Below are 15,325 nucleotides of genomic sequence, written 5' to 3'. Positions count from 1 at the left end.
GGAACAAGGGACGAGGAGAGGGCGAATGCGCTGCCCGTTTTGCGGTAATATCGACACTCAGGTCAAAGATTCACGCCCGGCAGAGGATCACGTCGCGATCCGCAGACGTCGGTTTTGTCCCGCTTGTGGGGGGCGTTTTACCACATATGAACGTGTACAATTGCGCGATCTGGTGGTGATCAAAACCAACGGAAAACGAGAGGATTTCGACCGGGATAAGCTGGAACGTTCGATCCGCATTTCGATGCAGAAACGCCCCATTGATCCTGACCGGATCGACCAGATGATTTCGGGCATTGTCCGCCGTCTGGAAAGCATGGGTGAAACCGATATCCCGTCCAGCAAGATCGGAGAGATCGTTATGGAAGCTCTGGCGCGGATCGACACCGTGGCTTATGTTCGCTTTGCGAGTGTATACAAGAATTTCCAGGCGGCCGATGACTTCGAGGAGTTTGTCCACGAACTGCGCCCGCCGCAGCCTTCGACGGACGAGTGAGCGAAACAGATAAGCGATATATGGCGCTGGCCTTGTCATTGGGGCAGCGCGGTCAGGGCACGTGTTGGCCCAACCCTGCGGTAGGGTGTGTTATCGTGCGCGCCGGTCGGATCGTCGGGCGTGGCTGGACCCAACCTGGTGGTCGACCGCATGGTGAAACCCAGGCGTTGGCCCAAGCGGGCGAGGCCGCGCGAGGCGCAACTGCGTATGTCTCACTGGAACCTTGTTCTCATCACGGTCAAACACCGCCATGCGCCGAGGCGCTGATCAAGGCAGGTGTGTCGCGGGTGGTTTCCGCGATTGAGGATAGCGATCCGCGCGTCGCAGGGCAGGGGTTTGCCATGTTGCGCGAGGCTGGGATTGAGGTCACCACCGGTGTTTTGGCTGAACAAGCTGCACGTGATCACGCGGGGTTTTTCCTGAAGACGGAACAGGGGCGCCCGTTTGTGACGCTCAAACTGGCCAGCAGTTTTGACGGGCGCATTGCGACGTCGACCGGTCACAGCAAGTGGATTACGGGACCGAAAGCGCGGCGGGCGGTCCACGCGATGCGCGCGCGTCATGATGCGGTGATAGTCGGAGCAGGGACAGCGAGGGCTGATGATCCGTCTCTGACTGTTCGCGATCTGGGGATCGAGGCGCAGCCGGTACGAGTGGTAGTGTCACGCCACATGGATATTCCGCTGATGGGGCAATTGGCACGTACGGCTGCTGAGATACCGGTTTGGCTATGCCATGGTCCGTCCCCTGATGCCGATCGGGCCCGCGCGTGGGAGGGGCTGGGCGCACGTCTGATACCCTGTGCGCTGCAGGAACATCACATAGATGCCGCTGACCTGTTACAACAACTTGGGCAGGCCGGGTTGACGCGCGTTTTCTGCGAAGGTGGGTCGGCGCTTGCGGCGTCCTTGCTGGCCGATGATCTGGTGGATGAGCTGGTGGGCTTTAGCGCGGGGCTGACAATTGGTGCCGAAGGCTTGCCCGCCATTGGATCAATGGGGCTGGATAAGTTGGACGCGGCCCCCCGGTTTGACCTGATCGAAACCCGCGCCATCGGGCCGGATGTTTTGCATCGCTGGGCGAGGGCGCTGCGTTAGCGGCGACGCCATAGGCGAGTGTGCGTGGCAAGCGCGCCTTGCAGTTTCGATAACAAGCGCAGAGATATACTGCTCTTTCGTTCATTGCCCTCTGTCAGGCGTTGCAATGCGACTTCGACAGGGCAGGGCAAACTGGTAAGCGGATCGAGGTATCGTGGATAATCGATCAACGCGGCATGAACCAAACCCAAGATGGACGGTCTTGCGCCACGTCGCGCCGGTACCGTTCCCAGATCGTTCGTCAACCCCCACCCAGCATAAAACGGGGCCCCAAGCGTGGTCACACGGACCCCGCGCAACAGGGCCTCGAACCCAAGCAAAGAGGTCATCGTCCAGACTTCTTGTGTTTGGGCCAGCAGCGCGGCTGGATCAGTGTCTGTGGCGATCACGTCGGCGAGACTTTCGTCGCCAATCGACCCTTCGCGCAGTCCGGCCTCGACATCAGGATGCGGCTTATAGATCAGGATCGCATTTGGGTTTGCCTCACGCGCGGCCCTCAGCAAGTCGGTGTTTGTGCGGACAGTCGTAGTGCCAAGCAGGATTGAGGCATCATCCTCGACCTGACCCGGAACCAGAATGCGATGCCCTTCGGGCAGTTCCGGGGGCGCTCCGCCGGTATTGTATTTGCTGAGTTGGCCCGAAACGATCTGCGCCACCAACCGTTCGGCCCGCAATTCCTGATCCGGGCGCAGGGTTTCACGTGCGGTGATCAATTCCTCCAACCGGCTTGGATGTGTCGGGTCGTAGTAGATGCCCAGATCGTCCGTTGCCAAAGACAGGGGCGGCACCAGATTGGCGCCAAGCCCGCGGGACCTCAGAAAACCGTCCTCGATCCTGATCGCGCCTTCCGCATCGCGGGCGTGGTTGGCCCAAACCATATGCGGGCAGTCGGGTGTTTCGGGCGGGGTCGGAGTGAAGCGAATCTTCTTTTCGCGACCGAACATCTCTTGCAGGTGTTTGCGCTTCCACAGCCGCATGCCGGAGGCTGTCCACCCCTTATGATCCTGACGCCACGCCCTCGTTTGCGCCTCGAGCGTGTCCAGCACAGTTTCCAACTCGCACAGCTGATCCCGGTATGGGTCGTACCATGTAGGATAGAGGATCATTGCTGCGGCAAATAACTGTGCCCGGGTCAGGTTGCGCTGGCGGCGAGGGAAATAGACCTCATCCTGTGTCAGCCCCCATCCGGCATAGAAGGGCTGGCCAAAGACACGCGGCTTGTGGCCAGCCATTATAGCCTCAAAGCCCAACTGCGATGACAGGGTGTAGACGCCGACCGCACCCTCTAGCAGAGTCCATGGGCTGATGGGCTCGGTTACAAACGAAACCCGGTCGGTCATATCTTGATCCGAGTAATACCCGCTGCGATATCCGGCAGCGGTTTCGGGATGTGTCTTGATCAGGACACGGGCACCGGGGTTTTCCTCTTGTGCCATGACCAGCATCTCGCGGAAGCGTGCGTCATCACCCTCGCTGGCCGTGACCGAGGCATCATCTCGCGCCTGATCGACCACTAGAACATAACCTGGTTCAGGTGGGGGCAGGGTGGGATCGACGGCAGAATACTTGCTGAGGTGCAATTCGCGCATCCTTTCGGTCCCATACCGGGCCCGATTCAGCAGGGCGGTATCGTCCAGCGGATGCGTGGCCAGTAGGGTTTCAAGATCCGAAGGCTGCGCAGGATCGAAATGAACCCCCGACCGATCAAGCAGCAGGCCCAGCGGCGGCTCACCCGTCCGCCCTGGATGTAACGAGCGCAAAAAGGCGTCTTCGACACGCAGAATCGGTGCGTTGTGTCGGGTCGCGATGCTAAAGCCGCGATGCGCAGTTGGGCTGTTGCCCCAAACACCCACTACGTCTCCGTCGCGGGGAAGACCCAGCCGGATGTCGTAACCCTTGAGGTGTAGGATGCGACGTATGCGGCGTTGGGTCAGGAAACCACCGTTATAGACAAGCAACCGGGTCCGTTGTGCCCCGGCTGTTGGGTCAAGTTGCATCAGCCGCCCGTCAGCGTGGCGACGTTTGCAACCGGTGTCAGTCCACCGGCGATCAAAGAGATCGATTTGCTCCACTGCGCATATGGGGCTTCGGTCACATAGATCGTGTCGTCGTCACGGATGACGAAGTCCCGAGCGACGAACAATCCATTGGGCGCGGTCAAGTTCAACAGATAGATCATGCGCTGATCGCCCTGCAAATCCTGACGTCCCATGACGTTGCGCGCGATGTCCTGCCGTTCCTTACGTAGCACGAAAATACCGGTCGGGTCCGAGGACAGGGATTGCAAGCCGCCCACCTGCGCCAGAGCTTCAAGGGCCGAAAGGTCTTGTGTGTCGAACGCCACGCGCGACTGTCCAGTGGCCCCAAGCGCGATGTAGGACCGGCTGTCAGCTTCGACCAGAATGCGGTCTCCGCCGCGCAGCGCGACGTCCAACTGGGGATTGCGCACCAGATCGTCATACCACACCGTCCCGCGGTCATTTCCGCGGATCAGCGTCACCAGCGCGATGTCCGAACCCACGGCAACGCCGCCGGCCCGCGACAGCATTCCGGACAGGGTACGGCTTGGCCGCTCTATTGGATAAATGCCCGCTGCCCCGATTTCCCCGCTAAGCGAAACGGTTGCGCCATCCCCTGCGACACGGCGCACTTCGACTTGCGGATCAGGTGTTTGTTCCTGCAATTCGCTGGTGATCAGTTGGCGCAGTTGCTCGGGCGTGTTGCCCGAGGCCCGGATGCGTCCGGCATACGGCACAAAGATGAAACCGTCGCTGTCGACCTGTATCTGTTCTAGGATAGTGGAGGAGCTTATTTCACCGGACAGCAAGCCGTCATCGACGTTTTCCCAAACCGTCAAGCCAAGGACGTCACCGGGGCGAACAGTGTCTGCCGCCAGGCGTTGCGCACTGCGAAAAGAGGACGAAAACCCGTATTGAGGGATGGCCGAAGTGGCCTTTGCGACGCGGTCATCAACTTCGACCACAAAAGCATTGCCGCCTTTTTCCGTGGAGCCCGCCAAAATTTCGGACTTGTTGGGCCCTGATTTCGGAAGTTGACACCCGGCCAACAGGCCAATTGCGGTCACAAGGGATATCCCCCGTATCCATCGGATTGGAAAGCGCTGCACTGCCGGTAATCCTCGGTCGTTTTTGTTATGGTCTTTTGTTGGGCGCAGGCTACCCGGTTCGCGCGATAACTTCTAGCGCCAACCGGCCAGTTTTACTCAACAAGCTTTAACTGTGGCGTCTGCGCCTCTTTGTGGGACAGGACGGATTGATAGGGGTCTGCGGCGTTCAGCATCATATCCGCCACGCCACGCAAAAGCTGCCTGCGGCCCCGGCGGGAATAGAATCCTCCGGGCACCTGACTCGTTTTCAACAAAAACCGGCGATAGGTCTGATAGGCATCCTGATCCGGGGGCATCGGGCCGGCAAAGAACGCCGCCAATGGTTGGCGCGATACGAATTCGGGTTTGTCATAGACCGATTTGCCAAAGATGCGCAGCGGGATGCCACGCCACAAAACCTGCTGCCCGGCAGTAGAATTGATCGTCACGGCAGAACTCGCACCATCCAGAAGCTTGGCGAGCTTGCCGCCGGGCACATAATGCACGCGATCCGCAATTCCATGCGCTTGAGCCAGCGCATACACACGGTGGCGAAGTGGTTCGCGGTGGTTTTCCAGCGGATGTTCTTTCACCACCAACCGATGATGCGCGGGCGCGCCGTTGGCAAAACCACGGATTACATCCGCAAGAAAGTCGGACATGCAGGAATAGTCCGAATGGGATTGAACCGAGCTGTCATGCCCCAGTTGCAGCAGCGCCAGATGGTAAGGGTGACTGCTCCCCAGAACGCGCGCTGTGGCCCAGCGGCGCTGAAGCCGGTGAAACGGCATCAGTGCCAGCCGCTTGAAATACAAGCTAAATTCCTTTGATACAGGTAGGTCGCGATGCCGCCGGAAGTTTCGATAACGTCGGTTCCGAAACAATACAAACCAATGATAGAGCGCCCCATAAAAGATGTGCTGCCGCATATCCCCCCAATGCGAAGGTGGCGGTGGTGTCTGCGCTGTCGACTGATTCAGTGCATGTCGCATCTGATCGACGCCCAAAGACATCAGGCGTGAGTTTCCGTTTGAGCCGAACCGCTCATACGTTACCCACCAGGGGCGTAGGTAACCTTCCTCAAACACGTGAACCGTGACGCCGTTGGCTTGAGCAATCTTAACGGCGCTGGCGTGAATTGGGCGCGTGTCGCCGTACAGGACAATATCCGTGATTTCGCGATCTGCGATCAACTCAGACAACCTGTCTGGCCAAAGCTCGGGCGTGTCGAGGAATGGGATGTACGAGGCCTTGTCAAACCAGAACGCCTGATCCCCGGCGTTGAACCCTACGCGCCAAACCTCGGCCCCCGTAGAGCGCAGCATACGCCCGAGCCCGTTGAAAAACGGGCCATGCGGTCCCTGCAAAAACAGGAAAACACGGCGGTTCAGGCCTTTGGCTTCGGGTGACATCACTACTGCTCTTGCTTTTTGTTCAGGAAATTATGCCTGTTTCAACCTTTCCCGGCAAGGTGGGGCTTGCCCGTCACGCCGCTTGCGCTTACCTCGGCTTGGAACACTGGATCAGGTTAAGAGCTGAGGGTTAGCAGAATGTTTACAGGGATCGTCACCGATATCGGCACCGTCACCGAGCTGGATCAGCAAGGCGATCTGCGGGCCCGGATCAAAACGGATTACGACACGGCAGGAATTGATATCGGCGCCTCGATCGCCAGTGATGGCGTGTGCCTGACCGTGATCGCGCTGGGCGATGATTGGTATGAGGTGCAGATCAGCGCTGAGACAGTTTCGAAAACCAATCTGGACAGTTGGCAGGTCGGTAAGCGCGTCAATCTGGAACGCGCCCTGAAAGTCGGGGATGAGCTGGGCGGTCATATCGTTTCAGGTCACGTGGACGGTGTGGCCGAGGTGGTCGCCGTGCAGGACGAAGGCGACAGCACGCGCGTGACCCTGCGCGCACCCAAAGAACTGGCCCGGTTTATCGCGCCAAAAGGTTCGGTTGCATTGAATGGAACCTCGCTGACCGTCAACGATGTGGATGATTGTGATTTCGGTATCAATTTCATCCCCCACACCAAGGAAGTCACAACCTGGGGTGATGTAGGGGTTGGTGACAAGGTGAACCTTGAGATCGACACACTGGCCCGCTACGTCGCGCGCCTGGCCGAAATGTCCTGAAACTACGTCGCGCCGGGATTGCCTGGTGCCGCAAGTGCTCTGGCCTTTGACCGTCTGGTAGTCTATCCACCGGGTCAAACATGCTCTGTGAAAGGCTGCCTCATGAGCTTTGAAACCCCAGGACCCGTCGAAGCCCAGCTGCGCGACGCGATCAGCCCGATCGAAGACATCATCGACGAGGCGCGCAAGGGCCGGATGTATATTCTGGTCGACCACGAGGATCGTGAAAACGAAGGCGATCTGGTGATCCCCGCCGAGTTTGCCGATGCCGACGCGATCAACTTTATGGCCACACATGGGCGCGGGCTGATCTGCCTGCCGATGACGGCCGAACGGGTGGACGCCCTTGAACTGCCGATGATGGCGGTGAACAACTCATCCCGACACGAAACTGCATTCACCGTTTCGATTGAAGCGCGTGAGGGCGTGTCGACCGGCATTTCCGCCGCTGACAGGGCATTGACGGTCGCCACTGCGATTAACGAACAGAACACGATGGCGCATATCGCCACCCCCGGCCACATCTTTCCCCTGCGCGCCAAGCGCGGCGGGGTGCTGGTCCGTGCGGGCCACACCGAGGCCGCCGTGGATATCTCGCGTCTGGCTGGGCTGAACCCTTCGGGCGTGATCTGTGAGATCATGAAGGCTGACGGCACCATGGCGCGTCTGCCTGATCTGGTCGAATTCGCCAAAGAACATGACATGAAGATCGGCACGATCAGCGACCTGATTGCGTATCGGTCTCGCAATGACAATCTGGTGGTCGAAACATCGCGTGAGACTGTTACCTCGGAATATGGCGGAGAGTGGGAGCTGCGTATTTTCACCGATCAGACCCACGGCATCGAACATGTCGTCATGATCAAAGGTGACATCACCACACCCGACCCGGTGCTGACCCGCACACACGCCCTGCACGAAGCACCCGATATTCTGGGTCTGGGCCCGAAATCCTCTCGCGAACTGCCGCGGGCAATGGAAAAGATCGCCGAAGAGGGCCGCGGCGTGGTGTGCCTGTTCCGTCAGCCGCGCAACTCGCTTTACGCGGTCGAGGACGAAGGCCCGCGCACCATCAAGCAAACCGGCCTGGGCGCGCAGATCCTGTCCAAGATGGGTATCCAAGAGCTGGTACTGCTGACAGATTCGCCGGAAACCGTATATCTGGGGCTCGACGCTTTTGGCCTGTCCATCGTCGGCACCCGCTCAATCCTTAAGGATGACTGATCGTGGCTGAACAAGACAAACACGGCGTTCTGCCGACACCGACCTTCGACAAACCGGCGAAACTGCTGATTGTGGTCGCCCCGTTTTATCGCGCCATCGCCGACAATCTGGTAGCCGGTGCAAAAGCCGAGATCGAAGCGGCTGGTGGTACTTGTGACGTGGTCGAAGTACCCGGCGCGTTGGAAATCCCGACCGCCATTGCTATGGCGGACCGTCAGTGCAATTTCGACGGTTACGTCGCGCTGGGCTGCGTCATTCGTGGCGAGACCACGCATTATGAAACGGTGTGCAATGACTCCAGTCGCGCCATCCAACTGATGGGTTTGCAAGGTCTGCTCATCGGCAATGGTATTCTGACGGTGGAAAATGACGATCAGGCCGAAGTCCGCGCAAATCCAGAAAAGATGAATAAAGGTGGCGGGGCTGCCGCTGCGGCCTTGCATCTGATCGCGCTCAGCCGTAAGTGGGGCGCCTCACAAAAGGGCGTTGGCTTCAAGCCCCCGTCCGAGTCCATCCTTGTGGCGGGCGACAGCAACGGACCCACGACAGCATGACCCAGACAGATGCGCCGAAACCGGCCAACCAGAAACGCCTGATGAAATCCGCCGCCCGGCTTTATGCCGTGCAGGCTCTGTTCCAGATGGAGCAGTCGGGTCAGACGACCGAACAGGTTGTGAATGAGTTTCTGGATCACCGGTTCGGCGCTGTCTATGAGGGCGAAGAGATGTTGGACGGCGATATCCGCGTGTTCCGCAAACTGGTCGAGGACGCCGTGAACTATCAGGCACCCATTGACCAAATGACCGACCGCGCGTTGGTCGCCAAATGGCCCATTGCGCGCATCGACCCGACCTTGCGCGCCACGTTCCGTGCCGCCGGGGCGGAGCTGACTCAGGGCGACACTCCGCCCAAAGTCGTCATTACCGAGTTCGTCGATGTAGCCCGTGCCTTTTTCCCGGAAGGCAAAGAGCCAAAATTCGTCAACGCCGTACTGGATCACATGGCGCGCGAGGCCCAGCCCGAGGCGTTCTGACGCCTTTACCATGGTCCGACACGCGCTAAACTACCTGTACAAGCGCAATGAGGTCCGCCATGCCCAAACTGATCCGATTGTACATCACTCAGGTTATCTGGGGATTTGTCATCTCGGCCATCTTTGTCGGGGTGCTGTTGGCGCTTAACGTGGCCAATTTGCGCGGTTTGATCAGCGGATCGGATATCGGTCTGATAGCGCTGTTCATGATCTGGTTCATGAACGGCATTGTCTTCGCAGGTGTTCAATTTGCCTATTCCATCATGAGCTTGGCAGAGAAACCGGGTGGTCCGCGTCGTGGCTCACCCGTCGTACACAGCTTTGAACCTGTTGCAGTTCAACAGAACGCGCCTGCGCCGAAGTAATTTTGTTCAGAAAAATGTGGCGGGACCGCCAGTCAACCGTGCGGTGTGATTCCCGAGGACCTGTATGTACAGGTGGGCGCCAGGTAATCAGGCCAGGACCTGAACAGAGCCAGCCCCCTCGGAATTGCTTAAGGCCACCAGAATGCTACCTATCACAAGAAGGGCAGAACCCGCCACGCGCCTAAGTAGGGGTTGCGGCGGGTTTGCACAAGGGGTCAGGCATCGACTGTTTCGTGCAGGGCGGTGCGCATTTTGACGAAATGCTCATCCCAGCCGCTATCGAGCGACAGGATCAGACCAAAGGCTTCGGCACTCTGAGGCAGCCCTTCGTGTTGCAACGCAAGCCGTGTACCGCCCGAAACGGGTTCGAGCGTCCATTTCACCACGCTGACGGCGTCCCCCATGGGTTTGACGGTGAATGTGTATTCCAGGTATTCCGGTGGGCGCGCAACGCGCACTTCTCCCCAGATCAACAGATCACCACTGGTTGTTCCGAACATCTCAAGCTTTTGTCCGGCGGCCAGCGGGCGTTCGGGTTTGTGAAACCATTCGGCCAGACGGTCCGGGTCCGTCAAATAGGCCCAGACGGTTGTGGGCTCGGCCCGTAGAAAGATCGTTTTTTGCAGAACGGTATGTGTCATGTGTCTTTCCTTTCAATGGCTTCTTTCAGTTTGTTCAGGCGGTCGTCCCAGAACTGGTCGAAATAGCTGAACCAGTCGAGAACAGGGGCCATCCCCATTGGTTCCAGTCGGTTGATACGTTCCCGCCCGCGTGTCTCGACCGAGATCAGACCGCCATCCGACAAGACAGTCAGATGCTTTTTGACGGCGGCGCGGGTCATGTCGAACCGTTCGGTCAATTGAGCGATGGTCATGTCCTGCGCGGCGAGCATCTGAACGATGTCCCTGCGGGTAGGGTCGGCCAGCGCACGAAATGCGTTTTGGGTTTGAGGCTGCATGTGCTTCACCATTCGTAATACCTTTTGGTATCATATTTAATGCAGTACCAAATGGTATCGTGTCAAGCCTGAAGTGGTTCTTGATTTTTGTTCACGAATTGTTCACATTTCTAAAATGACACTCGATCTGCAACCCGGACAAAAGCTAGCCCGCGGCGTGGCGCGCCATTTATCGGCGCATGGTTTTGTTTCAGTTGAAGAATTCGTGCCGATGCGCGGGTTGCGTGTCGATGTAATGGGGCTGGGCCCAAAGGGTGAACTTTGGGTGATCGAATGCAAATCCAGCCGAGCTGATTATCAGTCCGATTCCAAATGGCAGGGCTATCTGGAGTGGTGTGATCGATTCTTCTGGGCCGTCGATATCGACTTTCCAACCGATCTGCTTCCTGCGGAAACCGGTCTGATCATCGCCGACGCTTATGACGCCGAGATTGTGCGCATGGCGCCGGAAGACAAGGTTGCACCGGCGCGGCGCAAGAAGATGATCCAGAAATTCGCAACGGACGCGGCGCGCAGGTTGCAAGCGCTACGTGATCCCAGGATTTAAGCGATTAGCTTTGGACAGCGCGGGCGGCCTGAGCAGCAGCGCGAATTTCATCCGCGATTTCCTCGGCCTCTTCGGGATCGAAATCCATTGGGATTTCGATGTTGTCTGCCTCGATGAATAGCCGCACCATGCCGTGATCAGTGGGCCCGATCTGCAGGTTTGCCTGAATGTCGCGTTCGGTATTGATGCCCATGTTCGCCTCCGGGACTAGGCGTTCGTGCTAACGCGCAAAGGGTTGAGAATCAAGCTGCCTTTGCGGTCTGATGAGGTATGGAGAATATTCAGATCAGACCCTTTCGCGCCACTGATGCACCCTGGCTAGTAGAGCAGCACGGCCGGTATTATGCGCGCGACGAGGGGTTTGATTCCTCGTTCGGCGCTTTGGTGCAGAGCATTCTGGAGGATTTTGTGGCCAGCCATGATCCGACGTGTGAACGCGGCTGGATAGCGGAAAGCGACGGCCAAAGACTTGGCAGCATATTCTGCGTCGCATTGGACGAACAAACTGCAAAACTACGGCTCTTTCTGTTGCTGCCCGAAGCACGGGGGAGGGGGTTGGGAAAGCGCATGCTGGACACATGCATGGGCTATGCGCGTAATGCAGGGTACGCGGAAATGCGGCTTTGGACCCACGAAAGCCACAGGGCGGCCTGTACGCTGTATCGTGCGAATGGATGGCAGTTGCTGGACAGTAAGCCAGTGCATTCCTTTGGTGTCGATCTTGTCGAACAAAGCTGGAAAATTCGGCTTTAATCCTCTTGCATTCCTTGGACGCGTTCGGTACATCGCCCCTCACGAGTGCCGCCTTAGCTCAGTTGGTTAGAGCGCTGGATTGTGGATCCAGAGGTCCCCTGTTCAAGCCAGGGAGGCGGTACCATCTCCCTCAATATAGTCTGAAAAAAACGTGCAAAATGTGCTGCTTGGAGCAGTGACTGTTTTTGCTGTAGTTGTTGGCAGTTTTGACGGCTGGCGCGCCTGTGATTAGCGCGCCAGGTTCAGTTTCAGCTTCATTTTGCTCCGCTTTTCTGCGGGCAAATGTCGGTTCAAGTGCTTATTCACGCGACCAAAGCTCCAGATGACCACGAGGGTCAGCAGGATAAAGTAGAAGGCCAGAATCGGGTAGGGGATGAACGGGTTGAATGTTTTGTCCGCAAAATAGCCCGCGTAGTACAGCGCATCGCCACGTTGCTGCCAGACCGGGAAGGCCGAGAAGAACACCAGCGTAGTGGCATGGAACAGGAAGATCGCCTCGTTCGTATAGGCAGGCCAGGCCAGCCGCAGCATGGTTGGCCACACGATGCGGCGGAACCGTGCCCAGCCCGTCATGCCATAGGCATCAGCAGCCTCGATATCACCCTTGGGGATCGACCGCAGCGCGCCATAGAAGATCTCGCCGGAATAAGCGGCGGTGTTGAAGAACAGCACGATCAGCGCGCCAAGCCAGGCCGAGGTGAGCGCGTCGAGGAACGGATAGCTCTGCTTCAGCGACAGGAAGAAGAAATAGGCGAAGAAGAACTGGATAAACAGCGGTGAGCCTCGGAACAAGAAGATGAACCACTCTGCCGGTTTGCGCAGCCACTTATTCGTGGAAGCCTTGCCCATGGCAAGCGCGGTGGCCAGAAAGAACCCGGTCACCAGCGCCATGATCCCGAAATAGATGTTCCAGATCATGCCCGAGCCGATCAGGGTAAACTGTTCGCACAGGGTAAAATCGTTTCGTGGCAACAGACGTTCGCCAATCCCGATCGAGCGCAGGCCGTAATCCTGGATCGTTTGCAAGCAGCTCATGCGGTGGTCTCCTTGCGCAGCAGCTCTCCGCCCGAGGTCGCCTGACCGTGGGACAGGCGGCGCATCAGCCGTTCAAGACCGATTTCCGAGACTCGGGTCATGCCCAGGTAGAACACCAGAAGGGCTAGGAAGTACCACATGCGCCAGTCGCCATGCGGGTATTGGGTGAATTTCGGGTTCTTGTACCCACCCAGCTCGCGCGCCCAATAAACGATGTCTTCGATGCCCAGCAGGAACAGCAGCGGTGTAGCCTTGATCAGTACCATCCACAGGTTTGACAGGCCGGGCAGGGCGTATACCCACATTTGTGGCACGAGAATACGCCAAAAAGTCTGGCGGCGGGTCATGCCATAGGCCTCGGCCGTTTCCAGCTGAGCACGTGGGACAGCGCGCATACCGCCAAATAGTACGTTGGCGGCAAAGGCGCCGAAAACGATTGAGAATGTGATGACGGCCAGAAAGAAGCCGTAAGTTTCGTGTACCCATTCGGGGGCAGTGCCAAGCGGCAGCTTGGCGGCCTGACAGACGATAAAGTCATTGCCCTGCCGGATCGGATCAGTCCATTCCGGGCACAATATTTGATGACGAGTCCATTCGAACGCCTGATCCAGTGCGATCACGAAGAACATGAAGAAGGCAATATCCGGCACACCGCGCACGACGGCGATATAACCTTTGCCCAGCAGGCTGAGCGGCAAGAAATGCGACCGAGCCGCCATAGCGCCCAAAAACCCAAAACCCAGCGCGACCGGCGCCGTAATGGCCAGCAACAGCAAGACCTTGAAGAAGGACAGGTAGAATACCCAATGCACACCGTTGGTCAGATAACACGAGAACCAGCGGAACGTGCCGAGTGTTTCGGGATCAGTGCAGAACGAGAAAATGGCGGGCCTCTTTGACTGGCAAGGGCGCATGGGCGGCGCGCCCAAAGATCAGGCGCGCCGCTGAATGTAAGATCAGAAGGTCGAGGACACTTCCCACTTGGTGATCAGCTCGTTCAGGCTGCCGTCGTCCTTCATGGACTGGATGGCGGTGTTGAACTTTTCTTTCAACTCACCGTCGGATTCACGGATACCCATGCCGACGCCACCGCCCAGCGGAACTTCGTCGCCAACAAAGACTAGACCCGAGCCATCTTCGGTGAAAGGCACCAGGAAGGATTTGTCTGCCAGAACTGCGTCCGCTTCACCACCGCGTACGGCGGCAATGGTTTCTTCCGGGCTTGCGAACTCAACCAGAGTTGCGCCGGAATCAGCAACGTAACCGGCCTGAATGGTACCGGTCTGCGCCGCGATCACGCCGCCTGCCAGATCAACGCCATCGGACATGGCGATATAGGCCGACGGATCCGGCGGCGTGTAGTTGTGGGTGAAGTCGATGACTTCGTCACGCTCATCAGTGATCGACATACCCGCGATGATCGCATCGTAGTTGCCCGACACTAGGTTCGGAATGATCGAATCCCAATCGTTCTTGACCCATTCGCATTCCAGGTCGGCACGCTTGCACAGCTCATCGCCCAGCTCACGCTCGAACCCGTCGATCTCGCCTGCGTCATTGACGAAATTCCACGGTGCATAGGCACCCTCGGTGCCCAGGCGGATGGTGTCTGCCATGGCCATACCAGCGCCAAGCGCCAGTGCTGCAGTAGTCAGAATCAGTTTTTTCATTGGATACTCCCCAGTTTTGTTTTCTGTCCTGAAGTTAAGCCGCCTGAGTGGCGGATAGAAAGCCCCGAAGCCGTTCGGATTCGGGGGACGTAAAGATATCTTCTGGCAGGCCCTCTTCTTCGATCAGGCCCTGATGCAGGAATACGACGTGGCTTGAGATGTCGGCCGCCATTTTCATGTCGTGGGTCACGATGATCATGGTGCGCCCTTCGGCGGCCAAATCCTTGATCACCTTGATCACTTCCTGTTCCAGTTCCGGGTCCAGTGCCGAAGTGGGTTCGTCGAACAACAGCGCCTCGGGCTCCATACACAGGCCGCGGGCGATGGCTGCGCGTTGTTGCTGACCGCCCGAAAGCTGCGCTGGGTAGACATCGCACTTATCGCCAATGCCAACCTTCGTCAGGTATTTTCGGGCGCTATCCTCGACCTCTTTCGGGTTGCGGCCCAGAACGGTTACCGGGGCCTCCATCACGTTTTGCAGGATGGTCATATGGGCCCACAGGTTAAACTGTTGAAACACCATCGACAGGTTGGTGCGGATGCGCATCACCTGTTTTGGGTCGGCGGGGCGGCGATGGTGAAGGTCACCGGCCCAGCGTACGGGTTCACCCTTGAACAGAATCTCGCCCTGCTGGCTGTCTTCCAAAAGGTTACAGCAGCGTAACAGTGTGGATTTGCCTGACCCGGACGATCCGATAAGCGAAACCACATCCCCGCGTCTTGCCGTAATATCGACCCCTTTCAGCACCTCGAGATGGCCGAAACTTTTGTGGAGGTTTTTGATTTCGATAACGGGAGTGGAATCTGTCACGGGTGGCCCATGTGTTGTCGGTGTTGGTGCGGTAATAGGGCGCAAAAATCGGGGCAATGCAATGCGCAATTGACATCATCGGGTGCTGAAAC

19 protein-coding genes and 1 tRNA gene are annotated in these 15,325 nt (G+C 58.0%); 10 read left to right on the top strand and 10 right to left on the bottom strand.

What is annotated here, in order from left to right; translation table 11 throughout:
- The first annotated feature begins 25 nt into the window (after nucleotides 1-25).
- Nucleotides 26-496 (top strand): transcriptional regulator NrdR, encoded by a 471-nt coding sequence (gene nrdR, locus ACR0LY_RS05725; RefSeq protein WP_005983889.1) that lies wholly within the window; start codon nucleotides 26-28, stop codon nucleotides 494-496.
- Nucleotides 493-1,593, top strand: coding sequence for a bifunctional diaminohydroxyphosphoribosylaminopyrimidine deaminase/5-amino-6-(5-phosphoribosylamino)uracil reductase RibD (gene ribD / locus ACR0LY_RS05720; RefSeq protein WP_170348258.1), 1,101 nt, complete (start codon nucleotides 493-495; stop codon nucleotides 1,591-1,593). Before nrdR ends, ribD begins: the two co-directional genes overlap by 4 nt.
- Here the strand turns inward: ribD and ACR0LY_RS05715 are convergent.
- From ACR0LY_RS05715 to ACR0LY_RS05705, 3 genes are all read right to left on the bottom strand, one after another.
- Complete coding sequence (locus tag ACR0LY_RS05715) at nucleotides 1,590-3,590, bottom strand: capsular polysaccharide biosynthesis protein (protein WP_170348259.1); 2,001 nt, start codon at nucleotides 3,588-3,590, stop codon at nucleotides 1,590-1,592. The two genes, ribD and ACR0LY_RS05715, sit on opposite strands and share 4 nt — an antisense overlap.
- Nucleotides 3,590-4,720, bottom strand: coding sequence for a polysaccharide biosynthesis/export family protein (locus tag ACR0LY_RS05710; RefSeq protein ID WP_170348260.1), 1,131 nt, complete (start codon nucleotides 4,718-4,720; stop codon nucleotides 3,590-3,592). The genes ACR0LY_RS05715 and ACR0LY_RS05710 overlap by 1 nt, the downstream gene beginning before the upstream one ends.
- A 92-nt stretch (nucleotides 4,721-4,812) precedes the next feature.
- On the bottom strand, nucleotides 4,813-6,111 hold the full coding sequence (locus ACR0LY_RS05705) for a capsule biosynthesis protein (RefSeq protein ID WP_170348261.1): 1,299 nt from the start codon (nucleotides 6,109-6,111) through the stop codon (nucleotides 4,813-4,815).
- A gap of 138 nt (nucleotides 6,112-6,249) precedes the next feature.
- Here ACR0LY_RS05705 and ACR0LY_RS05700 point away from each other — a divergent pair, with 138 nt between their 5' ends.
- From ACR0LY_RS05700 to ACR0LY_RS05680, 5 genes are all read left to right on the top strand, one after another.
- Complete coding sequence (locus tag ACR0LY_RS05700) at nucleotides 6,250-6,837, top strand: riboflavin synthase (protein WP_170348262.1); 588 nt, start codon at nucleotides 6,250-6,252, stop codon at nucleotides 6,835-6,837.
- Nucleotides 6,838-6,939: 102 nt separating this feature from the next.
- Nucleotides 6,940-8,061 (top strand): 3,4-dihydroxy-2-butanone-4-phosphate synthase, encoded by a 1,122-nt coding sequence (gene ribB, locus ACR0LY_RS05695; RefSeq protein WP_170348263.1) that lies wholly within the window; start codon nucleotides 6,940-6,942, stop codon nucleotides 8,059-8,061.
- A gap of 2 nt (nucleotides 8,062-8,063) precedes the next feature.
- A complete protein-coding gene (locus ACR0LY_RS05690; RefSeq protein WP_170348264.1) occupies nucleotides 8,064-8,615 on the top strand; it encodes a 6,7-dimethyl-8-ribityllumazine synthase in 552 nt (183 codons plus the stop codon).
- Nucleotides 8,612-9,094 carry a transcription antitermination factor NusB gene (gene nusB / locus ACR0LY_RS05685; RefSeq protein ID WP_170348265.1) on the top strand — a complete coding sequence of 161 codons (483 nt, stop codon included), beginning with the start codon at nucleotides 8,612-8,614 and terminating at the stop codon, nucleotides 9,092-9,094. Before ACR0LY_RS05690 ends, nusB begins: the two co-directional genes overlap by 4 nt.
- Before the next feature lie 59 nt (nucleotides 9,095-9,153).
- The gene (locus ACR0LY_RS05680) at nucleotides 9,154-9,459 is read left to right on the top strand and encodes a hypothetical protein (RefSeq protein ID WP_170348266.1); all 306 of its coding nucleotides are present in this window, start codon (nucleotides 9,154-9,156) and stop codon (nucleotides 9,457-9,459) included.
- Nucleotides 9,460-9,674: 215 nt separating this feature from the next.
- Here the strand turns inward: ACR0LY_RS05680 and ACR0LY_RS05675 are convergent, their stop codons facing one another.
- Nucleotides 9,675-10,100, bottom strand: a complete 426-nt coding sequence (locus ACR0LY_RS05675; protein WP_170348267.1) for an SRPBCC family protein — start codon at nucleotides 10,098-10,100, stop codon at nucleotides 9,675-9,677.
- On the bottom strand, nucleotides 10,097-10,417 hold the full coding sequence (locus ACR0LY_RS05670; protein ID WP_170348268.1) for an ArsR/SmtB family transcription factor: 321 nt from the start codon (nucleotides 10,415-10,417) through the stop codon (nucleotides 10,097-10,099). Before ACR0LY_RS05670 ends, ACR0LY_RS05675 begins: the two co-directional genes overlap by 4 nt.
- Nucleotides 10,418-10,532: 115 nt before the next feature.
- Here ACR0LY_RS05670 and ACR0LY_RS05665 point away from each other — a divergent pair, with 115 nt between their 5' ends.
- Nucleotides 10,533-10,964, top strand: a complete 432-nt coding sequence (locus tag ACR0LY_RS05665; protein ID WP_170348269.1) for an MmcB family DNA repair protein — start codon at nucleotides 10,533-10,535, stop codon at nucleotides 10,962-10,964.
- 4 nt (nucleotides 10,965-10,968) lie between these two features.
- On the opposite strand, the gene ACR0LY_RS05660 is transcribed toward ACR0LY_RS05665, so the two are convergent.
- Complete coding sequence (locus ACR0LY_RS05660; RefSeq protein ID WP_170348270.1) at nucleotides 10,969-11,157, bottom strand: DUF6324 family protein; 189 nt, start codon at nucleotides 11,155-11,157, stop codon at nucleotides 10,969-10,971.
- Nucleotides 11,158-11,234: 77 nt separating this feature from the next.
- On the opposite strand from ACR0LY_RS05660, the gene ACR0LY_RS05655 reads away from it, so the two are divergent.
- On the top strand, nucleotides 11,235-11,717 hold the full coding sequence (locus tag ACR0LY_RS05655; RefSeq protein WP_170348271.1) for a GNAT family N-acetyltransferase: 483 nt from the start codon (nucleotides 11,235-11,237) through the stop codon (nucleotides 11,715-11,717).
- Nucleotides 11,718-11,764: 47 nt separating this feature from the next.
- Nucleotides 11,765-11,841 (top strand) — tRNA-His (locus tag ACR0LY_RS05650).
- 104 nt (nucleotides 11,842-11,945) lie between these two features.
- Here the strand turns inward: ACR0LY_RS05650 and ACR0LY_RS05645 are convergent.
- The 4 genes from ACR0LY_RS05645 to ACR0LY_RS05630 form a co-directional block, all read right to left on the bottom strand.
- Nucleotides 11,946-12,752: an ABC transporter permease gene (locus ACR0LY_RS05645; RefSeq protein WP_170348272.1), complete on the bottom strand. Its 807-nt coding sequence runs from the start codon at nucleotides 12,750-12,752 to the stop codon at nucleotides 11,946-11,948.
- The gene (locus tag ACR0LY_RS05640) at nucleotides 12,749-13,636 is read right to left on the bottom strand and encodes an ABC transporter permease (protein WP_170349373.1); all 888 of its coding nucleotides are present in this window, start codon (nucleotides 13,634-13,636) and stop codon (nucleotides 12,749-12,751) included. Before ACR0LY_RS05640 ends, ACR0LY_RS05645 begins: the two co-directional genes overlap by 4 nt.
- Before the next feature lie 72 nt (nucleotides 13,637-13,708).
- Nucleotides 13,709-14,422 carry a transporter substrate-binding domain-containing protein gene (locus ACR0LY_RS05635; RefSeq protein ID WP_170348273.1) on the bottom strand — a complete coding sequence of 238 codons (714 nt, stop codon included), beginning with the start codon at nucleotides 14,420-14,422 and terminating at the stop codon, nucleotides 13,709-13,711.
- 34 nt (nucleotides 14,423-14,456) lie between these two features.
- Complete coding sequence (locus ACR0LY_RS05630; RefSeq protein ID WP_170348274.1) at nucleotides 14,457-15,233, bottom strand: ABC transporter ATP-binding protein; 777 nt, start codon at nucleotides 15,231-15,233, stop codon at nucleotides 14,457-14,459.
- Nucleotides 15,234-15,325 lie beyond the last annotated feature (92 nt).

The sequence above is a fragment of the Ruegeria sp. BC5 genome (assembly GCF_056539205.1).
Note: the sequence above shows the minus strand (reverse complement) of the source record. Positions and strands in the feature narration are given on the sequence as shown.